General features: G+C 56.8%; 19 protein-coding genes and 4 pseudogenes. 7 read left to right on the top strand and 16 right to left on the bottom strand.

The genetic code is table 11. The features are described 5' to 3' along the window. Positions 1 to 2: 2 nt before the first annotated feature. The 13 genes and pseudogenes from ACXAH8_RS16150 to napF all read right to left on the bottom strand — a co-directional run bounded on the left by ACXAH8_RS16150 (position 3) and on the right by napF (position 10,297). Positions 3 to 956 (bottom strand): ornithine cyclodeaminase family protein, encoded by a 954-nt coding sequence (locus ACXAH8_RS16150; protein WP_475219839.1) that lies wholly within the window; start codon positions 954 to 956, stop codon positions 3 to 5. 93 nt (positions 957 to 1,049) lie between these two features. Further along, positions 1,050 to 2,039, bottom strand: coding sequence for a pyridoxal-phosphate dependent enzyme (locus ACXAH8_RS16145; RefSeq protein WP_475219838.1), 990 nt, complete (start codon positions 2,037 to 2,039; stop codon positions 1,050 to 1,052). Between the two features lie 113 nt (positions 2,040 to 2,152). Beyond that, positions 2,153 to 3,133 carry a LysR family transcriptional regulator gene (locus tag ACXAH8_RS16140; RefSeq protein WP_475219837.1) on the bottom strand — a complete coding sequence of 327 codons (981 nt, stop codon included), beginning with the start codon at positions 3,131 to 3,133 and terminating at the stop codon, positions 2,153 to 2,155. A 168-nt stretch (positions 3,134 to 3,301) separates the two neighbouring features. Further along, positions 3,302 to 3,425, bottom strand: a pseudogene (locus ACXAH8_RS16135) (IS5/IS1182 family transposase); the annotation flags it as partial. Between the two features lie 48 nt (positions 3,426 to 3,473). Further along, positions 3,474 to 3,733 (bottom strand): annotated as a pseudogene (locus ACXAH8_RS16130) (transposase); the annotation flags it as partial. 63 nt (positions 3,734 to 3,796) lie between these two features. After that, entirely contained in the window at positions 3,797 to 4,060 is a 264-nt protein-coding gene (locus ACXAH8_RS16125; protein ID WP_475219836.1) for a hypothetical protein, read from the bottom strand. A gap of 13 nt (positions 4,061 to 4,073) precedes the next feature. Next, positions 4,074 to 4,766 (bottom strand): NapC/NirT family cytochrome c, encoded by a 693-nt coding sequence (locus tag ACXAH8_RS16120; RefSeq protein WP_419738394.1) that lies wholly within the window; start codon positions 4,764 to 4,766, stop codon positions 4,074 to 4,076. 29 nt (positions 4,767 to 4,795) lie between these two features. Further along, positions 4,796 to 5,233 carry a nitrate reductase cytochrome c-type subunit gene (locus tag ACXAH8_RS16115; protein WP_475219835.1) on the bottom strand — a complete coding sequence of 146 codons (438 nt, stop codon included), beginning with the start codon at positions 5,231 to 5,233 and terminating at the stop codon, positions 4,796 to 4,798. A 12-nt stretch (positions 5,234 to 5,245) separates the two neighbouring features. Then, positions 5,246 to 6,163 (bottom strand): quinol dehydrogenase ferredoxin subunit NapH, encoded by a 918-nt coding sequence (gene napH, locus ACXAH8_RS16110; RefSeq protein ID WP_475219834.1) that lies wholly within the window; start codon positions 6,161 to 6,163, stop codon positions 5,246 to 5,248. Further along, positions 6,160 to 6,978 carry a ferredoxin-type protein NapG gene (napG, locus tag ACXAH8_RS16105; protein WP_475219833.1) on the bottom strand — a complete coding sequence of 273 codons (819 nt, stop codon included), beginning with the start codon at positions 6,976 to 6,978 and terminating at the stop codon, positions 6,160 to 6,162. The genes napH and napG overlap by 4 nt, the downstream gene beginning before the upstream one ends. A 27-nt stretch (positions 6,979 to 7,005) precedes the next feature. Further along, positions 7,006 to 9,498 carry a nitrate reductase catalytic subunit NapA gene (gene napA, locus ACXAH8_RS16100; protein WP_475219832.1) on the bottom strand — a complete coding sequence of 831 codons (2,493 nt, stop codon included), beginning with the start codon at positions 9,496 to 9,498 and terminating at the stop codon, positions 7,006 to 7,008. Between the two features lie 17 nt (positions 9,499 to 9,515). Further along, a complete protein-coding gene (locus tag ACXAH8_RS16095; protein ID WP_475219831.1) occupies positions 9,516 to 9,788 on the bottom strand; it encodes a chaperone NapD in 273 nt (90 codons plus the stop codon). Then, the gene (napF, locus tag ACXAH8_RS16090) at positions 9,785 to 10,297 is read right to left on the bottom strand and encodes a ferredoxin-type protein NapF (protein WP_475219830.1); all 513 of its coding nucleotides are present in this window, start codon (positions 10,295 to 10,297) and stop codon (positions 9,785 to 9,787) included. Before napF ends, ACXAH8_RS16095 begins: the two co-directional genes overlap by 4 nt. 590 nt (positions 10,298 to 10,887) lie before the next feature. Between napF and ACXAH8_RS16085 the strand changes: the two are divergent. The 3 genes and pseudogenes from ACXAH8_RS16085 to ACXAH8_RS16075 all read left to right on the top strand — a co-directional run. Further along, positions 10,888 to 11,114 (top strand): annotated as a pseudogene (locus ACXAH8_RS16085) (hypothetical protein); the annotation flags it as partial. 103 nt (positions 11,115 to 11,217) lie between these two features. Further along, positions 11,218 to 12,588, top strand: a pseudogene (locus tag ACXAH8_RS16080) (cytochrome ubiquinol oxidase subunit I). A gap of 6 nt (positions 12,589 to 12,594) precedes the next feature. Next, on the top strand, positions 12,595 to 13,605 hold the full coding sequence (locus ACXAH8_RS16075; protein ID WP_475219829.1) for a cytochrome d ubiquinol oxidase subunit II: 1,011 nt from the start codon (positions 12,595 to 12,597) through the stop codon (positions 13,603 to 13,605). 295 nt (positions 13,606 to 13,900) lie between these two features. On the opposite strand, the gene ACXAH8_RS16070 is transcribed toward ACXAH8_RS16075, so the two are convergent. The 3 genes from ACXAH8_RS16070 to ACXAH8_RS16060 are packed head-to-tail and all read right to left on the bottom strand — an operon-like array spanning position 13,901 to position 16,367. Further along, positions 13,901 to 15,064: a saccharopine dehydrogenase family protein gene (locus tag ACXAH8_RS16070; RefSeq protein WP_475219828.1), complete on the bottom strand. Its 1,164-nt coding sequence runs from the start codon at positions 15,062 to 15,064 to the stop codon at positions 13,901 to 13,903. Further along, complete coding sequence (locus ACXAH8_RS16065; protein WP_475219827.1) at positions 15,061 to 15,762, bottom strand: DUF4166 domain-containing protein; 702 nt, start codon at positions 15,760 to 15,762, stop codon at positions 15,061 to 15,063. Before ACXAH8_RS16065 ends, ACXAH8_RS16070 begins: the two co-directional genes overlap by 4 nt. Positions 15,763 to 15,803: 41 nt before the next feature. Then, a complete protein-coding gene (locus tag ACXAH8_RS16060) occupies positions 15,804 to 16,367 on the bottom strand; it encodes a GbsR/MarR family transcriptional regulator (RefSeq protein ID WP_475219826.1) in 564 nt (187 codons plus the stop codon). A 545-nt stretch (positions 16,368 to 16,912) separates the two neighbouring features. On the opposite strand from ACXAH8_RS16060, the gene ACXAH8_RS16055 reads away from it, so the two are divergent. The 4 genes from ACXAH8_RS16055 to ACXAH8_RS16040 are packed head-to-tail and all read left to right on the top strand — an operon-like array spanning position 16,913 to position 19,870. Continuing rightward, positions 16,913 to 17,254 (top strand): copper resistance CopC family protein, encoded by a 342-nt coding sequence (locus ACXAH8_RS16055; protein ID WP_475219825.1) that lies wholly within the window; start codon positions 16,913 to 16,915, stop codon positions 17,252 to 17,254. 2 nt (positions 17,255 to 17,256) lie between these two features. Next, positions 17,257 to 18,123, top strand: a complete 867-nt coding sequence (locus ACXAH8_RS16050; RefSeq protein WP_475219824.1) for a copper resistance D family protein — start codon at positions 17,257 to 17,259, stop codon at positions 18,121 to 18,123. 8 nt (positions 18,124 to 18,131) lie between these two features. Further along, positions 18,132 to 19,442, top strand: coding sequence for a multicopper oxidase family protein (locus ACXAH8_RS16045; protein WP_475219823.1), 1,311 nt, complete (start codon positions 18,132 to 18,134; stop codon positions 19,440 to 19,442). Positions 19,443 to 19,501: 59 nt separating this feature from the next. Next, a complete protein-coding gene (locus ACXAH8_RS16040) occupies positions 19,502 to 19,870 on the top strand; it encodes a c-type cytochrome (protein WP_475219822.1) in 369 nt (122 codons plus the stop codon). Positions 19,871 to 19,904: the final 34 nt, after the last annotated feature.

The following is a 19,904-nucleotide window of genomic DNA, read 5'->3' as shown; positions in this document are numbered from 1 at the left end:
AGTTACGCCGAAGCCGCGTCATAGACGGCGCGGGCCATGAAGATGTCCTCTAGCCCCAACCCGATTGAGCGGAAGAAGACGGGTTTGTCGCCTGACGGGGTCTCGCAGGCCTCAACCTGCAATTCGGCCAGATCACCGCGAATGCTGCCCGGTTGCCATCCGGCCTCGGCCGCCAGTTTCATTTCTCCGGCCGAACCGGGCGTGGTGGCGCGATAGTCGCAATAGACCTCGGCCGTTGTCAGGAACGCCGGGTCGACCTCATGCGCGTTGGCGACATTGGTGCTGATTGAGGTGACCAACGCCCCCGCAGACACCGACGCCGTGTCGAACACAGGCGTACCGGACGAGGTGCAGAGCATGACGACATCCGCGCCCTGACCGGCGGCATCGGCGCTGTCGGCCAGTTGGACCCGGCTATCTGTAGCGTGCGACTGCGCTGCCAGCTCGGTGTTTTGCGCAACGTTGGGGGAATAGACGCGAATATCGCTCCAGTCGCGCAGGGCCAGCACATGTTTCAGATGCGCTTGCGCCACCTTGCCAGAGCCGATGATCGACAGGACCTTTGCCTCAGGACGGGCGAGGTGGTCGACGGCCAAAGCGGTCGTGGCGGCGGTGCGTTCCGTCGTCAGCTCACCGGAATCGCACAGCATCAGGGGCTGGCCGGTTTCCATCGACATGAGAACCGTCCACGCCGTGATCACGGGCTTCCCGGGACGCACCAGATAGGGCGAGAGCTTGGCACCAAAAAGATCGGCCCCGGTGCTTGCCCCCAGATAGGTGACGAAATCGCCCTTGTCTTCAGGGAGCAGGGTCAGGGTTTGTGACGGCTGCACAGCTTGCCCGCGCCCAAGCTCGGTAAACAGAGCGCGCATCGCGGCCAGCGCGTCAACTGAGGGCAAAAGCGCGGCAACGTCTGAGGCGTTCAACACGATTGCGGATTTTGAGGTGTCGGTCATGACGGAGTCCTTGGTCTTTCGGTGCGGGGTAATCCCCGATGTGTCTTGACGGGCGGGATGCGGGCAGGAAATGCCCTTTCATCCACGTGGGGATCAGACCCCTGCGTCCTTGATCACCGACAGAAACGTCGGCAGGCCGATGTTGCGGCCACTCATGACCACGATTGCCCGTTTCGGGGCCATTTCGCGGACTTCAGGGCTGAGCGCTGCAATGACCGATGTGATCGAGCCGCCCTCGACGATCATCCCTTCGCTATCGGCAAACCGGGCCATTTCCGGCACCAGCGCGTCCTCGGGGATCAAAACGGCGCGATCCATGAAGTCGCGAATGATCGGGAAGGTATAGCGATTGCGCAGGCCGATGGCCCCGGTGATGCTGCTGGCAAGGCTTGGGAATTCCTCGACATGAACCGGTTTGCCCGCCTCAAGACTGCGCACCATGCCCGGTTCGACCTCCATCGAAGACCCGACAACGGAGATCCCGGGCGAGATCGACTTGGTGGCCAGTGCAATGCCGGACAAAAGACCGCCCCCGGACAAGGGCGCGATGATCATGTCCGCATCGGGCAAGTCGGTCAGCGCCTCGAGTGCGATCGTGCCTTGCCCCGCGATCACATTCAGATCGTCAAACGGATCTGCCCAGGTATAGCCGTGCTGCTCCATCAGCCGATCCGCGTGATCCTGCGCCTCGTCCTGCGTGTCGCCATGCACAATTACCTCGGCCCCGAGGTCGCGCATCGCCTGACGCTTGTTTTCCGGACAGAGCGAGCAGACAACCACACGAGCCGTGATCCCCAGACGTTTGGACAGATAGGCGACGGCCCTGCCGTGATTGCCGCTGGACACGGCAATGATCCCACGCGCGCGTTCCTCGGCGGTCAGTTGCAGAATGCGGTTTGAGGCTCCCCTTAGTTTGAAGCTGCCTGTGGTTTGCAGGTTCTCCAGCTTCAGCCAGATTTCAAAACCCGCGCGCTCCGACAGGGTCTCAGAAAACACCAGGGGTGTCTTGCGCACGATGGGCGCGATCCGCTGCGCGGTGCTCATGATCTCTTGCAGCGAGACATAGCTGTCGGGGGTCGTCATGTCAGGGGTCCTGCCGTTGCGTTCGATGCCATCGGGACACCATGTCAGAAACCGGGCGCGAGAAAATCCATTTTTTCTGAAGTGAACTTATGGCGGTGCAAAAGTGACGGCGCTCAGCTTTGAGTTTCAGCCAGCGCTGTCAGGAACAAATCGACACGTTTGTCCCCGTGGGCTTTGCGGGAGACCAACTGAATTTCGGTGTCATAGGCAAAGACCTGCGGTAGAACTGATTTCAGCTCACCCCGCTCTATCCATGGCTCGCAGGCGTGACGGGGTAGGTAGCCGAGGTAAAGGCCGCTGAGGACCATAGCCAGCATCGCCTCCATCGTGGCGGCTGTTGCGGCGCTGGTAAAAGGCCCAGGCGCCTGATGCCTGTCGCGATCATCAAAGCTGCGTTTGGAATACTGCGCTTTGGTCACTGCCTTTTCGATTTCGTCGGGGTCATACAGATCATAAATCGGATTAAACCGGCCGCAGCACAACAGCTGCTGTTCGACATAGACTGTTTCGCCGCGAAGCGAGGGGGACAATTCCTGAAACGGCCCGACGGCGATGTTGAGTTCATTGTTCAGCAAGGCGCGCTCCATTTGAGGGGCGCTCATTATGGTGATGTTCAGCGAAATCTCCGGCGCTTGCGCGGCAAACCTCTGGATCACCTTGTAGATCGGACACGAGAGATTGGTCAGAATCGCATCGTCTATCGCGATGTTGAATTGACCCTGCATGTCGCTCGTATAGGCCTGAACCGACCTGTTGAAGGACCCGATCGCAACGCTGAGCGAGCGGAGTTCCTGATACACAAGATGCCCCCCTTCGGTCAGCTGAAACCCACCGCGTCCGCGGTCACAAAGCCGAAAGCCAAGCCGGGTTTCCAGGTTTGAGATTGCGGCACTTACGGCAGACAAGCTCATGTTCAGCCCATATTGCGCGGGGGATAGCCCTCCGGCTTCGGCGACATGGGCAAACACCTGCAAAAGCTTCATGTCCGCATCTTGCAAACGCAGTTGAACAGAGGACGCTCCACCCTGATCAGCAGTGCGCAAGTCTTGGGTCTTGTCTTTCAATTGTTCCGCCAGTCGCTGATCCGGTTTCACCACTATCTTTAAGATAGGACGAACAAGAGGTGCAACTCTCAGAGCGTGTAGAAGCCGGAATAGCTGAAACGCCAAAACCCTAAGGTCCGCAAGGCGGTCTTTCGCTTAAAGTACTTGGCGTAGAATGAGCATCACAACCTGTGACCCAACACCTAGGGTCAGGATGCAAGTCCAAAAAATGACCGTCGCTACGAGGGCGATTGCAGAAAGGAAGACTTTGGCGGCGATCATAACGTGTCGCCACGCGCGTCCAATCCCAGAACCTACCAAACAGGATCTCAAATCTCTGCCTGGCGGTGCATTGTGCAGCGATGTCCCGAAAGGGGATCACCATTGTCTATTCCTCGCCATGTTCGGCAGCTGGGGCGACCATCATTTAAGTAAAGTGTTTTTCTCGATCCTACGTTTCCATCGACTGTAGAGTGTCTTGTGCGGCCCATAGACCTCGAGCGCGTCTCGGGTGAGTGTTCCACTACGATTGATGAAGAAAAGCTCGCTAAGCACTCGTCCATCATCAACCCATGGCCCGCCGTTCGACTTCGGGAAGAAAGGGGAATGCTTGGCCATCTGCACGTCGCTCCGCCGGATCAGATCGCTCATGCCATCGCTCCGTGTTCCAAGACGTGCATGATTCAACGCATCGAAAATCAATGCATCCTGACTCTATGGCCTGACTTGCGTTCCTTTTATTCGGATAAGGCTCCCTAGACCGCCCGCACACACGCCAACCAGAATAGCAATCACGAGCTCAAGAGCTTCGATTTGCGCAAATTGAAAACCGGCAAAGACCAGTGTTTCAAACACGCCGACAAGCCCGCCCATCGCCGCGCCCAGCCATATTCGTCTGGTCATCATCCCCAGCGCCAGCCCAAGAATGCCGGGCAGGCTGAGGATGTTTCCACCGATTGTCCCAAGTATATCTAACATCTCTGCCCCCTTCTTAATCGGCGCTGGTGTTGAGGAAGGACCGGATGTCATTGCCAGACACCGCCGCTTGTTTGTGCAGCGGCTTGCCGTCAACCGCTTCGGCTATGTCCTGATAGGTCTCAAGATATCCCGGCGGCAGGCTGTGAGCGATACCCTGGTGGCAGTCGATACAGGTCATCCCTGTGTCAATCGCACGCTGATGCTCGCTAGCGGCGCGTGTTTCCTGCAAGGTAAAGTCCATATAGTCGAAGTTGTGACAGTTCCGGCATTCGCGGCTGTCGGATTCTTTCATCTTCTTCCAAACGGCCGAGGCCATCGCCAGACGGTGATCCTCGTATTTCTCGGGTGTGCTGATTGTGCCTGCGAGTTCGTGATAGACATCTTTTACGGCCATGATCTTGGCTTTGATCTTGTGGTTCCACTCATCCGGCACGTGGCAATCTGAACAGATCGCGCGCACGCCCGAATGGTTGTTGTAGTGGATCGTCTCGCGGTACTCACCCAAGTTGGTTTCCATCGTATGGCAAGACACGCAGAACTCTTCGGTATTGGTCAGTTCAAGAGTCCAGTGAAAGCCGCCCCAGAATAGGATACCCCCCAGAAAGCCGGCCAAGATCAAAAACCCCGAACTGAACAAAACAGCCGGTGTCCAGAACGCGTTCCACAAGCGACCGATCCAGCCGCGTTTTTCAGGAGAGTCTGCCATCTTGGTGCTCCTTTCAGTCATACGTTGGATTAGTTGCTGTGGGATGGTTCAAACAGGTTATCGACCAAGGTAGGCGCATTTACCTGCGGCACGTGGCATTGGTTGCAGAAATACCGGGTCCCTGCGATGTGATCCAACTCATTGCCGTCGCGATCGAGATAGTGGGTCATCGACAAGGTGGGCGCGTTGCGTTCGCCCGCAACGGTCCAGTCATGGCAGGAAAGGCACTGGTTGGTTCGCGTGTCGATCTGGTATTGTTTGATCGAGTGTGGGATCAGCGGCGGCTGTTGCCGGTAGTTCCGCGCAATACGTCCTTCCATCGTTTTGTGGACTTGATCCAGCGGGACCGTTTCATCCACTTCGCCGCCTCGCAGGGTCTCAACCTGGGCGGATTGCGCAAGGGCGAACCCGCTGAGGAGTACGACTGGGATCAGGGCGGCGACGCCTGTCAGGATTGGCTTGTTCATCTGTGCACTCCCTTAGATAGGTCTGGCCGTGCGCGCATCGGGCGCGGGAACGGGATCGAAAGGCGCGACGACCTTGTCGTCGAACCGGTGAGTAAACTTGAAGACATCCACCGCACATACATCGATGCAGCGGCCGCAATTTGAGCAATCGGGCGACAGGATCAGCGGCGTCGCATCCGGTTTGCCTTTCAGAGCTGGCGAGATGACCTGGTTCTCCGGGCAGACGGCATAGCAATCCATGCAGTCATTGCAGGCGGTCCGGTTGGCGGCGCTGACACGAAGCAGGCTTTTGCTGCCGATCAAGCCATAGAAGGCGCCGACGGGGCAGATATGGCCACACCAACCGTGACGGGCGACGACCAGATCAAAGATGAAGATCGCAGCGATCAGCACCCAGACAAAGCCTGTGCCGAAAATCAGCCCGCGATGCAGCATGGTGATTGGATTGACCAACTCCCACGCGATGACGCCAGACAGGCCCGAGACGATCAGGACCGTCGCCAGTATCCACAGGCGGGTGCTGCGTTTGGGTTGCCAGCCTTTGGGCAGGTCCAGCTTGCGGTGCAACCAGTTGGCGGCATCAGTCACCGGGTTGATCGGACAGACCCACGAACAATAGACGCGCCCGCCGATCAGCGCATAAGCGACCAGAACGATGATCCCGCCGATCAAGGCGGTCAGTTCCGGCCAATGCCCGGCCACAAAGCTTTGCAGCAGCACAAACGGATCGGTCAGGGGCAGAATGCCAAGGGTCAGCGACCCCGCCAACGTTCCCTGCACGATCCAGAGACCGAACCATGGCCCCAGCAGAAACAACGCTAAAAAGAACAGTTGGCTTGTCCGACGCAGCAGCAGGAACTTGTGCGCACCGACCCAGCCTTTGGCCTCAATAGCCTCCTGACCAACCGGAACATGAGTGTGCGCGCTCATTGGCCTGCCCCCGGTAGGTTATAGGAGGGCGCAAAGCCGCCCGGCGCGGCCAGATTGTCTGTGCCAGGCCCCGGCAGGCGGTCGGGTAGGTCGATCAATCCGTCCACAAGCGGACCGCCGTGGCTTTCTTTTTCTTCCCAGCCCTTGCGATAGTGGTCCGCGCTGCTGCCGCGCGCCAATCGGGCGGGCAGTACTTTGATCGCAGCTTCGGGTAGAACACAGCTTTTCTCGCACATACCGCAGCCGGTGCAGCGGTCGGCATGGACGGTAGGAATGAACATCGCATGGTGGCCTGAACGCGCGTTGTGCGCGGTTTCCAGCGTGATTGCCTCGTCAATAACGGGGCAGACGCGGTAACAGACATCGCAGCGCAGGCCAAGGAAGTTCAGGCAGTTTTCCTGATCGACCAGAACAGCAACGCCCATTTTGGCGTCGTCGATATTGTCCAAACCCGGGTCCAGCGCGCCGGTGGGACAAGCGGCGACACAGGGGATGTCATCGCACATCTCGCAGGGTACATCGCGAGCGGTGAAATAGGGCGTGCCGGTTGCAACGGCATCGACCCCAAGCTCAGCCAGTTTCAGGGTGTCGTAAGGACAGTCCCGCACGCAGAGCCCGCAGCGAATACAGGCTGACAGGAACTCTTTCTCCGACAATGCGCCAGGCGGGCGCAAGGCTTCCGCCGGAAGCGCGCGGGCATCGCGCGCCAACCAGGCCAGCAATGACCCGGCGACTACGCATCCACCTGCCGCGCGCGCCGAATCCTGCAGGAAGCGACGCCGTTGCGGCGAAAGAGGAGTACCGGTCAGGGACATGGGGACAACCTTTGCGATCCTTCCCGGTTAAGCGCGCTCGACCTTGCAGGCGCATTTCTTGAAGTCTGTCTCTTTCGAAAGCGGGCAGGTTGCGTCCAGCGTCAACTTGTTGGTCAGCTGATGCTCATCGAACCAGGGCATGAAAACGAGACCGCGCGGCACCTTGTTGCGTCCGCGGGTCTCGACCCGGCTTGTGACCTCACCGCGGCGGGTGGACAGAACGATCTCTTGCCCACGGCGCAGACCCCGATCTTCGGCATCCTGCGGGTGCATGTAGACAACCGCGTTCGGATAGGCGCGGTGTAGTTCAGGCACCCGGCGGGTCATCGAGCCCGAGTGCCAGTGCTCCAGCACGCGGCCCGTGGACAGCCACAGATCAAATTCTTCATCGGGCTCTTCGGCGGCGGGTTCGTAGGGCGCAAAGATAATACTCGCTTTGCCATCGGGCTTGCCATAGAACTTCACGCCCGCGCCTTCGGGCACGTAGGGGTCATAGCCTTCGCGGAAGCGATAGAGCGTTTCCTTGCCGTCCACGACCGGCCAGCGCATACCGCGCGCCTCGTGGTACATTTCGAACGGTGCCAGATCGTGCGCATGGCCCCGCCCGAAATCGGCATATTCTTCGAACAGACCTTTCTGGACATAGTAGCCGAAATGTTCCGCATCGTCGTTGTGGAAGCCTTCGGCCGTCTCGGACAGCGGGAACTGGTCGATCTTGCCGTTGGCATATAGCACGTCATACATCGTCTTGCCGCGATGCTCGGGCATGGTGGCCAGCAGCTCTTCGCCCCAAACCTCTTCGACGGTGAAGCGTTTGGAAAACTCCATGAGCTGCCAGAGGTCCGATTTCGCCTCTCCCGGCGCTTGCACCTGTTGCCGCCAGAACTGAGTGCGGCGCTCGGCATTGCCATAGGCGCCTTCTTTTTCGACCCACATGGCGGTGGGCAGGATCAGATCGGCAGACACGGCTGTGACCGTCGGATAGGGGTCGGACACGGTGATGAAGTTTTCCGGGTTGCGATAGCCGGGAAAGCCTTCTTCGTTGATATTGGGCGCGGCCTGCATGTTATTGTTGCACTGCACCCAATAGGCGTTCAGGTCACCATCTTTCAGCTTGCGGTGCTGCAGAACAGCGTGGAATCCGGGTTTGTCCGGGATGGTGCCAGCAGGAATGTTCCACGCGGTCTCACAGATCTCACGGTGCTTATCGTTCGTAACCACCATGTCGGCGGGCAGACGGTGGGCAAAGGTGCCAACCTCCCGTGCGGTGCCACAGGCCGACGGCTGACCGGTCAGCGAGAACGGCGAGTTGCCCGGTTCGGAAATCTTCCCGACCAGCAGGTGCACGTTATACATCAGTGAATTCACCCACGACCCGCGTGTGTGCTGGTTGAAGCCCATGGTCCACAGGCTCATGACCTTGCGGTTGGGGTCGGCATATTGCTGGGCCAGACGCTCAAGCTGTTCGGCGGGCACACCCGACAGCTCGGACGTGTATTCCAGCGTGTATTTCGAAACCGCCTCGGCATATTCCTCAAAGCTGATCGGTTCCATCTTGCCGCCATTTGGGTTCTCGGCCGCTTCCTGCAGTGGATGGTTGTCGCGTAGGCCATACCCGATATCGGTGACGGTTTTGGTGATGTTGACGTGGTTTTGGACGAAGTCCTCGTTCACCGCGCCATTCTGAATGATGTAATTGGCGATATAGTTCAGGATCGCCAGATCGGTCTGAGGTGCGAACACCATCCCATTGTCAGCCAGCTCGAACGAGCGATGTTCGAAAGTGGAGAGCACATGCACCTCGGAACCCGGTTTGGTCAGGCGCGTGTCGGTGAGGCGCGACCACAGGATCGGGTGCATCTCCGCCATGTTCGAGCCCCACAAAACGAAGGTGTCAGCGTGCTCAAAGTCGTCATAGCAACCCATCGGCTCATCAATGCCGAAGGTCCGCATAAAGCCTACAACCGCTGATGCCATGCAATGACGCGCGTTGGGGTCAATGTTGTTCGAGCGGAACCCGGCCTTCATCATCTTGGCAGCCGCATAGCCTTCCCAGACGGTCCACTGGCCAGAGCCAAACATGCCAACGCTGGTCGGGCCTTTCTTGGCCAAAGCCTCTTTCCATTTCTCGGCCATGACGTCAAAGGCTTCGTCCCAACTGACCGGTTCGAATTCACCGTTCTTGTCGTATTCGCCATTGGTCTTGCGCAGCAAGGGTGTGGTCAGACGGTCCTTGCCGTACATGATCTTGGACAGGAAATAGCCTTTGATACAGTTCAGGCCCCGGTTTACAGGCGCGTCCGGGTCACCCTGGGTGGCCACCACACGCCCTTCCTTGGTGCCGACCAGAACAGAGCAACCCGTGCCGCAGAACCGGCACGCCGCCTTGTCCCAACGAATGTCAGACGTGCCGACTTGCGCCTGCGCTGCGCCGGTGGCCAGCGGAAGACCAGCCGCCGAAGCGGTCGCGGCGGCAGCAGTCGATTTCAGGAAGGTCCGGCGGGATTCAGAGATGGTCATAGCATGGGTCTCCGGTTTCAGGTCTGGCAGGAAGCGTTAAGATGCGGACGGGTCTCCGCGAGGTCTTCGAAATGGTGATAGGTCAGGGTCAGAGAGATCACGCCCGGGATCTGATGCAGATCCATGATCGTCTCGGAGGCCAGCTTTTCGGGCGTGTCCTCAACCACGACGACAACACGGCCATCTTCGGCGGCGGCATGGATTTCGACACCGTCAAACCCTAGCATCGCCTCCTGGGCGGTCTGGACTGCGTCGGGGGCGACGTGGACAAGGCATCCGCAGATGTTCATTGCAAGCTCTCCTGGGGGAGTATTTCGTAGTGCACAAATCGGATTGTATTCGCTGGGCAAGCGCTGGCGCAGGCACCGCACCCTGTACAGGCCTCTTGGTTGACGGCGGGCTCCGACCGCCCCCCAAGTAACAGCTTGAACCCAATCGCGTTGCTGTCGCAGACGTCCTGACACACACGGCAGCTCACGCCATTCATCGAAAGACATCCTGCTGTGACATGGGCACGCCACGGCCAAACACTCAGGTTTTCAGGTTTCAAAGCACCGGTCGTACAGGCCTCGGCGCAGGCGCCGCAGAATGTGCAGGGCGAGGCTTCAAGGCTGACAACTGGCCAGCCCTGCCGATCAAAGGTGATGATGTGTTCGGGGCAAGCCGAGACGCAATCGTCGCATTGGACGCACAATTCGAAAAAGTGGTCCTGATCCGCGCCGGGCGGAATGATTGCTGTCCGGTCTTCGCGCAGCGGAGCGCCACGCAGAAAGGCACGGCGGCTGGCTAGCTTATTCATAGGCTTGCGGTCCGCTGTTGATCTCGAGACTTACCAAACTCATTATCGAACTGTCGCAGGCCAAAAATTGACCTATGTCATGTTCAATTTGATTAATTCTTGATCGTTCTTAAAACTATGCACATTTCACGCATAAGAAGAAGAGAATTTGTTTCTACCCCCGTATTTCACCGGTGCATCTCAATCCAGGCCAATCATCGAGTCTCTTCGATGGACGCCTCTGTTCAGATTGTTTGAAAGTCCGCAATGCCACATTGAGGTCAGCGAACGTCTCTGAACTTTCAAAACCCCGCCTTGGTTTTCTTTTCACAATTCAACGTTGATACCGGCCTCTGCGGTCAAAATTTTGAACCCCTCGGTTTCTGGGTAAAGCAGGGAGAATTGAAAAATTGAGTTGGCTGAGCGATAGGAAAAACGTGCAGAAAACACCTGCCACTCACAGCTATCATGCGTTTCTGCAGCTGGAGAATTCACAAGATTTCTAGCAAAATTTGTTCATATGAAAGAAGCCACGCGAAAAGACCCGCTGCTTGCAAACTACCGAACACTCGTAACAGCCGCCGATTGGTCTTTTGTCAGTTTTTAGGCGTTGGAGCGGACGCGATCAGGGCGGCACCAAGCGCCGCATCTGGCGCAAGATACGTGTAGGGATCCACGAGGAAACGCTTGTAGTACGGGCGGTTGAGGTCACGTTGAGCAATGCGGTACCCTCTCGATAGCATCCTGTGGATGCGGCTGCTGGGCAATGGATGCCGATATGGTGCCGGAGATGATTGATCAAATCCCGGCCGATCAGAACATCGGATCTGTGACCGCCAAAACTATGCGCCACCCTGCCGCATGACCGGCTGTCGCACATCCCTTAACGCCAAAACGGCCACACCTATGTGAAGTTCGAACACGACTTCTAAAGGTGAACAATGGACGCGCTTCTGCTGTCCCGCATTCAATTTGGGGCAAACATATCTTTCCACATCCTCTTCCCGACGATCACGATCGCATTGGGATGGGTGCTGCTGTTTTTCAAACTGCGCTTCAACGCAACCAAAGACACCAAATGGATGGATGCCTACCGCTTTTGAGTAAAGGTCTTCGCCCTGTCCTTTGCGATGGGTGTGGTCTCGGGCATCACCATGTCCTTTCAGTTTGGCACCAACTGGCCGGGTTTCATGGAGACCGTGGGCAATATCGCCGGGCCGTTGTTGGCCTATGAGATCCTGACAGCGTTCTTCTTGGAAGCAGTTTTCCTAGGCATCATGCTGTTCGGCTTTTCACGCGTTCCCAACTGGTTACACACAACCGCGACTTTCCTCGTGGCGTTCGGAACAACTATGTCGGCCTTCTGGATTTTGGTTCTGAACAGCTGGATGCATACGCCTGCTGGGTTCGAGCTGCGGGACGGTGTAGCTTTTGCAACCGATTGGTGGGCAATCATCTTCAACCCATCAATGCCTTACCGACTGACCCACATGCTGCTGGCCAGCGGCCTGACGGTAGCATTCCTGGTGCTTGGCTTCTCGTCCTTCCGCTGGCTGCTCGGAGATCGCGGGCAAGACGTGCGGGCAACTTTCAAGACCGGCGCGTGGCTGGGCGCATTGTTGATCCCGGCCCAAGTCTTCATGGGAGACATGCACGGGCTGAACACGCTTGAATATCAGCCGCAGAAGGTCGCCGCGATGGAGGGCAATTGGGAGACCAAATCAAACGTACCGCTGCTGCTGTTTGCCATCCCCGACGAAGCCGCGCGTGAAAACCACTATGAGGTCAGCATTTCCAACCTCGCTTCGATCATTCTGACGCATAAGGCAGATGGCGTGGTACCCGGCCTGAATGATTTTGTTGCCGAGGACGGCACCGTGCTGCACCCGCCCGTTGCGCCTGTCTTCTGGTCGTTCCGCATCATGGTCGGTACCGGTATGGTCATGCTGCTCAGCTGGGCGACACTGCTGTTCATGCGGCGCGGACGGGGACCTGCCGGAGTGCCCAAACTCATGCAAATCGCATTGGTCCCGATGGCCTTTTCGGGTTGGGTCGCAACGCTGGCCGGGTGGTACACAACCGAGATTGGCCGTCAGCCATGGCTGGTTCATGGTGTGCTGACAACTGAACAAGCCGTGGCTGATGTCCCCGCGCCGATGGTGGGAACGACACTGGCGGCCTACCTGCTGATCTACGCCCTGCTTCTGACCGCCTATATCGGCGTGCTGTTCTATCTGGCGCGGAAGGCGGCGCAGGGCGACCAACCCTCCCGTCCAGATCCGAAATACCCCAAAGCAGTTCCAGCGGAGTAAACAACCATGACTTATTTTGGTGATCCGACACAGTGGCTGCCCCTGACCTTTGCGGCGCTTATGGGGCTCTCAATCCTTGTCTACGTGGTTCTGGACGGCTTTGATCTGGGCGTTGGGATCCTGTTCCCTTTTGCCGATGAGGCCGAAAAGGACCGAATGATTGCCTCGATCGGGCCGTTCTGGGACGCGAACGAGACGTGGTTGGTGCTTGCCATCGGCATCCTTCTGGTGGCCTTCCCAACCGCACATGGGGTTATCCTGACCTCGCTGTATTTGCCGGTGGCGATCATGCTGATTGGCCTGATCCTGCGCGGTGTCGCGTTCGAGTTCCGGGTCAAAGCCCCGGCGCACCACAAAAATGGTTGGGACACGGCTTTCTTTACGGGTTCGTTGATGACCGCTTTGGCTCAAGGCTTCATGCTGGGCAAATACGTCATGGGGCTGGAAAGCACTTTCGGCACCTGGATCTTCGCCGCCATCTCGGCCGTGTTTCTGGCCGTAGGATATTGGTTCATAGGAGCCTGCTGGGTCATTCTCAAAACCGACGGGGCGCTGCAGCAAAAAGCCGTTGATTGGGCTAAAGGTGGAATCTGGGGGCTGATCATCGGCATCGCTTCGGTGTCATTGGCGACCCCTTGGGTCAGTCCGCGCATCTTTGACAAATGGTTCACCTTCCCCGAGTTCTTCCTGCTGCTGCCTCTGCCACTTATGTCGGGCATTCTGATCGCTTTGCTATGGTATGCCTTGCGTCACTTGCCAACCCGCAACGACAGTTGGGCCTGGTTCCCCTTCGCGGCGTCTATCGTTTTGTTCACACTGGCATTTTTCGGGATGGCCTACAGCTTCTACCCCTATGTGGTGCCCGAACAGCTGACGATCTACGAGGCCGCAAGCGCTCCGGAAAGCCTGTTTATCATTCTGATAGGGACAGTCTTTGTTCTGCCGGTGATCGCCGGATACACGGTGATGGCCTACACGATCTTTCGGGGCAAGGCGACTGAGTTGCGATACGACTGAGCCGCGACAATCTTTGAATGACCCGTGGACCTGGAAAACGGGTTTTTTCGCAAAGCCTGAAGCGGCCGAGATCATCCATTTCTTAGACCCGAACCACAAGAAACTCGAGTAGCTGGTTGTGTTATGATCTGAAACTCCTGGAAACACGACAATAGGCCATTCTCAAAACCATTTAAAAACAGAACATTAAGCCGAAATCCATGGTGTCTGTTCAGACTCCGAGCTCCAGCTGCAACTCATCTCGCAACCCGCAAAAAAAATGTACTCTTGGCACTCTCAGCCGTTCGGCGCGGGGTTATCGTTGGGCGGTACTTTGGCACATCTGATTTCTAAGGGAACGATTTATGGTTCCGACCGTCTCTTCAGTGTCTCTCGGATCTAGGTGTTCGAACACCCCGGTGTGAAGCTGCAAATCTTCCATCGCGTGTTCAACCACGGGCCGTGGAACCTCGTTCAGGCACGGACGCGCACCCGTCTTGATGTTTGGCAACTCTCGTAGGATCGTGCGGCACATGATCCCGGGCACAAACGGACCGTGACCTTCTTCGGCGATCAGCCTCCACTTGCGGGTTACGCCTCGTCCGTTGCATTTGCCAGAAACACTCACTTCCATACCTCCACGGTTGCTCCCAAAGGGATAGAGCGCCTGTGAAATCATGTAGAGTGCGAAATAGGCCCATTCCGGTAATTCGAGCCTCGCGTGTTGCCTGAGCTGCGACAGTAGACGGAGAGCCCAGTTCATCACCGGCAGTTCAAGGCCAGCGCGGAAGGTTACGGTCCGAGCGTAGGTCAGGGCTGGAAGAAGCGCGATGTCGGGAACGTTAACGCTGTATCCAGCGCGGATCATACCCGGCTCCAGTTCATACAGTATGCGATCCGTCCATCCGAGGGTCGTCCGCCAGGCACCATCACGCCATTGTTGATATGGACGCCCGACGCCGCTCACGATGCTCTTGATAACGGACATGCCACGCGGTGCCCGGTTGCCGGGTAGGATTGCAATGTCGATCGTGTCAACGTCTTCTAGACCTTTGATCAGGTCTGCGACGATACACGAGGACAGACCGGGCACGCTGGACGCGCCGGATAACACAAAAACACCAGCCTCCTTGGCATCGGAGTTCAAGGCTGCGATGCCTTGTGTGAAGGTCGCACTATCCGACAGGTCAAGGTAGTGGCAGCGATTGGCGATGCAAAGCCTTGGGATCGCATAAGGGTCGCCGCGATAGTGCTGGAACGGTCCTGCGGCATCAATAACAACGTCCGGTTTCTGATCAAACAGCGCCTCGGGTGCTGCGCTGACATCCAGTTTTAAGGTTTGCGCATTCAGTTCCTGAGCTAGAGCACGACCCTTTTCGGGATGCCGTCCAACCAACCAGAGCTGGTGTCCGTCCCGCGCCAATAAGCGGGCAGTCAGAGATCCGAAAACGCCGTACCCCCCTATGATCACGACCTTCATGACCTGATGCTCCGAACTATTTCCGCATCGCGGAAGTTGGCGTCCTGCCAGATCAACGCGCCAAACAACGGATGTGTCAGTTCCAAGGTGAATCGGAAATATCCACCACCAAGCTCTTCGTGGCCGACCACCAGACGCCCTGGGCATGCCCATCGCGGAAAAGACAGCCGTCTTTGTCCCAGTTTCAGAAAATACCGGTCACTGACGAAGTAGAGGCCGGTCCGTGTGCTTTTGAGTCTGAGCGAGATGCCGATCCCAAAGCCTATATATTCCTCCAACCCGGTTGGTCCGGCAAAGCGTTTGGAACTGCCAACCATCTGCGGAAACCCTTTGGCCCGGCCATATTGCCGGATCCAAAATTGACCGTCCGCTGCCGCATCTTCTGTGACTGTCACCACAGCGGAGCGACCGACAGAGGTGTGATCGAAAGGCAGCGGTGCTCCGATAACTCGCAGGACAATGGCCAAAGCGCGTCCAATGAAGTTCATCTGCATGTGGATCACGCGCCCCTGATAGGCAAGGCTGGCATCACCCAGCAACCGTTTGCTGAATCTGCGCCGAATTGCTTTGGGCAAACGGGCCCATGCCGCAGCCCCCAGTAGGTTTTTGAACCGGTCGTCCTGGTCGCAGGCGGTATTGAATTGCGGTTGAATTGGTTCTGTTCGAGGTTCGGTTGAGGTTTCGTTCATTTCGAGCATTCTGTTGTTTCCGTCATAAGAGAAATTGAGGGATAAATTTTTTAGCGGCTCTTTTTGCCTCCGGTAAGGCTGAGCAGGGAAACAACCTTGGTTCCCATTTTCATCAACATCATCAGCTTCGGACGGGGCACTGTCAGCATGTCGCGGAACCATGTGTCGGCCGTTGTCAGGAACTCTTGCATATCCTGCATCCGCTGCAGCGTGATTGGGTCCAACCCGCTTTCGGTTTCAGCTTGGGCAACGCATGCGCGCAGAGCCTGTGTTGCGGGATCAATCTCGCGCTCTTTGCGCCCCTGAGCGATACGTATTCCCATCTCCCAAACATCTACCTCCGCCACGTAATGTTCGCGCCGATCCCCCGGTACAGGAACGCGACGGATGAGCCGCCAGCTCACCAATTCCTTTAGAGAGTTGGACACATTGGATCGGGCAATGCCCAGAGATTCAGCAATCTGTTCCGCGTTAAGGGGTCGGGAGCTGAGGTACAAAAGCGCGTGTATTTGTGCCACGGAACGATTGACACCCCACTGGTTCCCCATGTCGCCCCAATACAGGATGAACTGGCTTGCAGCATTTGATTTCGTCATGTCGATAATTTCTGTCATGACAGAAATATCAGGTATAAAGCACTGAAAATCAAGAGCACGATTGGAACTTCAAACAACAAAGCTATGTGGAGTGGGAGATGAAACGTCAAATATGAGATAAAATACTGGCTGAAAACGGTTTTTCTAGAGCGCTTCGATTTGGGCCGTCCGCTTGATCTCAACGATAACTTTACATGCGCCCAGATCGGTGCGTTGCCCTTTTCGGCTTTACGTCAAGTCGCGCGCAAAAAGAAAGCGTAATAAGGGGATAAGTTGGGGGGTCGGAAAGAGGGTTTTTTAGAATAAGCTGAGAACAGAAACACTGCCAACTGTTCTCCGATTGGAGAGCTTACGCGTATTCAAAATTTTTGAGTGCGGATAGTGCTTGCAAATTTCGGCGTGCCCGCAGCATTGGTTTTCACTTGAAGTGTCAGATTCGGGCCGTGAGCAACGGCTTGGTGACACGCATCTGGTGAAAGCTTAACCCTTTGTGACGTGGCTATGGTCATCGACTACGTCAGCAGAATACAGTGCGTCAATGGAATGAACTGAGGAACTTGCCGATGAAAATGCTCACTATAGTTGCATTGATTTCCGCGCTTGCCACAAACGCTTTTGCCCATTCGAAAGTGGACACCACCACACCCGAAGACGGCGCGACAGTTACTGAGGTGCCCTCTGAGATCAGCTTTAATTTCACGGATGATATTCGCCTGACAAAGGTTAACATGATCCATCAGGATGCGCATACAGTCACGCTCGACTTGGGAGACCAGACAAGTTTTGGCCGCGCGTTCGCGCTCCCGCTTCAAGGCATGGGTGAAGGTATCTATCGAATTGAATGGCGGGGCTTGGGTGTGGACGGACACGCAATGCAGGGTGAATTCACATTTACAGTGGACTGAGTATGCCCGATATCTGGGGAATAGGCGCAATACTGTCCAAGCTGATACTCTATGTCGGTATTGGCGGTTCGACTGGGCTTTTGATCACTCAGATTGCTTTCACCGACCTTGTGTCGCCTCTCAGCGAAAGGATGCGTCTTCAGGTTGCGCTGTTGGCGGTGCTTGCGCTTGTTGCCTGTGTCCTCGGCTTCATGCTGCGCGGCGCTGCCCTGACGGGCGGAGCCGATGGGATGACCGATCCTGAAATGCTCGGTCTGTTGTGGCAGACCTCGGTTGGCGAAGTTCTTGTTTATCGGATCACTGGATCCATACTAATCATCGCCGGAGTGTTTATTCCACTTGTTGGGCAATGGATCGCCCTCGCAGGTGGATTGCTCGCTCTGTGGTCCTTTGCTCAGATCGGGCATATTCCTGAACTGGAATCAACAGGCGTTCGCTTGCTCTTGCTCTTGCACCTTTTAGGGGTCGCGTTTTGGATCGGCATCCTTGGACCGTTGCGCGCCCTGTCGAAACGGCCAGAATATCTGAGCAACGCAGCAAAGTTGGGCCATCGATTTGGCCAGGCGGCTTCGATTGTTGTCCCTGTTATGATTTTGGCGGGACTAATAGTGGCTTGGATGCTGTTGGGCGATGTGAGGGCGCTGACGACTACCGGGTACGGGCAAACCCTTCTGATCAAAATCGCACTTGTAGGCGTGGTCCTGACGTTGGCGGCCGCAAACAAACTCCGCTTCGTTCCAGCTATGCAAGCAGGGCACGATAAGGCGGCGCGTCATCTGGCGCGCTCGATTGAAATCGAAACTACGGTCATACTGATGGTGCTTGTCGCCACTGCGACGCTCACTAGCGTTCTGACCCTACCGAATTGAGGCATTCTATGAAAAGGCGAGACTTCCTGTTCACAACATGCGCGGCGGCACTGGCACCGCGCATCGCTCTTGCATCAGCGCCCTTTGAACTGGTCGCACAGCCGGTCAATGCGCAAATTCTGCCCGAAGGTGATCCGGCAACTCCGATGCTTGGCTTTAATGGCAGTACGCCCGGTCCGGTGCTTCGCGCCCGTCAGGGTGATACATTTGATATTCGGTTCCTGAACCAGATTGGTGAAGGCTCGGCGGTGCATTGGCACGGGCTGCGCATCGAAAATGCGATGGATGGCGTGCCGGGGATGACCCAACACATAGTAGAGAAGGGTGCTGAGTTCGAATACAGCTTTCGAGCACCCGATGCTGGCACGTTCTGGTATCACTCCCACAACCGATCCTGGGAACAGGTCGCCAGAGGTCTCTACGGGCCGCTGATCGTTGAGGAGCTAACCCCACCCGATGTGGATCACGATCTGATTGTGATGATTGACGACTGGCGCATCACCGAAGGCGGAGCGCTCGTCGACGGCTTTGAGAACAGGCACGATCAGGCGCATCAAGGGCGGTTGGGGAACTACGCCCGCGCGCTTGTAGAACCAAATACGCCGGTCCGGCGCGGTGATCGCGTGCGCTTGCGGTTGATCAATGTCGCAACAGACCGGATATTCCCGATTGAACTTGAAGGCATCGACGGCAAAATCGTTGCGTTCGACGGTATGCCACTGCCGGACCCGCAAGAGGTTTCAAACCTTATTCTCTCACCGGCTCAACGCTTAGATATCATTGCTGACGTAACATCAGCTGATCACATTGCCTTTGTTTTCCCAACGCGCGACGATCCTTACCTGTTGGGTGAAATTCCGGTCGAAGGGGTAAACAGCACGCGGCAACCGTCCGCTATTCCCACACTGCCACCCAACGAGCGCAAGGAGCCAGATTTGGACAATGCGGTGGACCTGTCGCTCACCATGCAAGGCGGGGCGATGAGCCGTCCGGTAAGCACGCAAACTGACATTTGGGCGTTCAACGGACAATCTGGCCTATCGGATACGCCGCTCCACAAGTTTGAACGTGGCCAAACGGCGCGCATCCGTCTGGTGAACGACACCCGTTTCCCTCATGGCATCCATCTGCACGGGCATCATTTCTTTGAAGTCGGGGCGGACAGCAGCTTAGGCGCTTTCCGGGATACGGCGCTGATCAATCCTGGTGAGACCCGCGAAATCGTTTGCGTGTTCGACAATCCCGGTAAATGGCTGTTGCACTGTCACATGCTAGGGCATCAGGCAGCTGGCATGAAAACATGGGTGGAAGTCGTTTGAAACGCTTGCTGGTACTGGCTCTATGTGGCGTTGCGAGCGAGGCAATTGCCAGCCACGAAATGGAAGACCGAGATTTGACTAATGGGCGTGTTCTTTACGGCGAACACTGCGCGTCCTGCCATGGCATCAATCTGGAAGGACAGCCAAATTGGCAGACACCTGATGACAATGGTGTTCTGCCTGCACCACCGCATGATGAGACAGGGCACACTTGGCACCATGATAATCAGCTTCTCTTTGAGTACACACGACTTGGTGGCGAAGCAGCGTTAGCCGCACGTGGGGTCATTGGCTTTGCAAGCGCCATGCCGGGATTTAGGGATGAACTCACCAACAATGAGATTTGGGATATTCTGGCTTATATCAGGTCAAGTTGGCCCGATCGCGTTCAAGAAATGCAAGCGAGTCGAAATCCGCCGCACAATTGAGGAAGACGGTCTTCTGTGCGCTGCCTGGTAGTAG

The organism is Ruegeria sp. ABV3_008 (assembly GCF_056161185.1).
This window is presented reverse-complemented; position numbering and strand designations above follow the sequence as displayed.

Bases quoted from the DNA above. Each gene is read 5' to 3' on its own strand.
- ACXAH8_RS16060 (WP_475219826.1), bottom strand. From the start codon at position 16,367: ATGACAGAAATTATCGACATGACGAAATCAAATGCTGCAAGCCAGTTC.
- ACXAH8_RS16070 (WP_475219828.1), bottom strand. From the start codon at position 15,064: ATGAAGGTCGTGATCATAGGGGGGTACGGCGTTTTCGGATCTCTGACT.
- ACXAH8_RS16125 (WP_475219836.1), bottom strand. From the start codon at position 4,060: ATGTTAGATATACTTGGGACAATCGGTGGAAACATCCTCAGCCTGCCC.
- ACXAH8_RS16050 (WP_475219824.1), top strand. From the start codon at position 17,257: ATGCCCGATATCTGGGGAATAGGCGCAATACTGTCCAAGCTGATACTC.
- ACXAH8_RS16145 (WP_475219838.1), bottom strand. From the start codon at position 2,039: ATGACGACCCCCGACAGCTATGTCTCGCTGCAAGAGATCATGAGCACC.
- ACXAH8_RS16095 (WP_475219831.1), bottom strand. From the start codon at position 9,788: ATGAACATCTGCGGATGCCTTGTCCACGTCGCCCCCGACGCAGTCCAG.
- napH (WP_475219834.1), bottom strand. From the start codon at position 6,163: ATGAGCGCGCACACTCATGTTCCGGTTGGTCAGGAGGCTATTGAGGCC.
- ACXAH8_RS16150 (WP_475219839.1), bottom strand. From the start codon at position 956: ATGACCGACACCTCAAAATCCGCAATCGTGTTGAACGCCTCAGACGTT.
- ACXAH8_RS16075 (WP_475219829.1), top strand. From the start codon at position 12,595: ATGACTTATTTTGGTGATCCGACACAGTGGCTGCCCCTGACCTTTGCG.
- ACXAH8_RS16120 (WP_419738394.1), bottom strand. From the start codon at position 4,766: ATGGCAGACTCTCCTGAAAAACGCGGCTGGATCGGTCGCTTGTGGAAC.
- napG (WP_475219833.1), bottom strand. From the start codon at position 6,978: ATGTCCCTGACCGGTACTCCTCTTTCGCCGCAACGGCGTCGCTTCCTG.
- ACXAH8_RS16115 (WP_475219835.1), bottom strand. From the start codon at position 5,233: ATGAACAAGCCAATCCTGACAGGCGTCGCCGCCCTGATCCCAGTCGTA.
- ACXAH8_RS16055 (WP_475219825.1), top strand. From the start codon at position 16,913: ATGAAAATGCTCACTATAGTTGCATTGATTTCCGCGCTTGCCACAAAC.
- ACXAH8_RS16045 (WP_475219823.1), top strand. From the start codon at position 18,132: ATGAAAAGGCGAGACTTCCTGTTCACAACATGCGCGGCGGCACTGGCA.
- ACXAH8_RS16040 (WP_475219822.1), top strand. From the start codon at position 19,502: ATGGAAGACCGAGATTTGACTAATGGGCGTGTTCTTTACGGCGAACAC.
- napA (WP_475219832.1), bottom strand. From the start codon at position 9,498: ATGACCATCTCTGAATCCCGCCGGACCTTCCTGAAATCGACTGCTGCC.
- napF (WP_475219830.1), bottom strand. From the start codon at position 10,297: ATGAATAAGCTAGCCAGCCGCCGTGCCTTTCTGCGTGGCGCTCCGCTG.
- ACXAH8_RS16065 (WP_475219827.1), bottom strand. From the start codon at position 15,762: ATGCTCGAAATGAACGAAACCTCAACCGAACCTCGAACAGAACCAATT.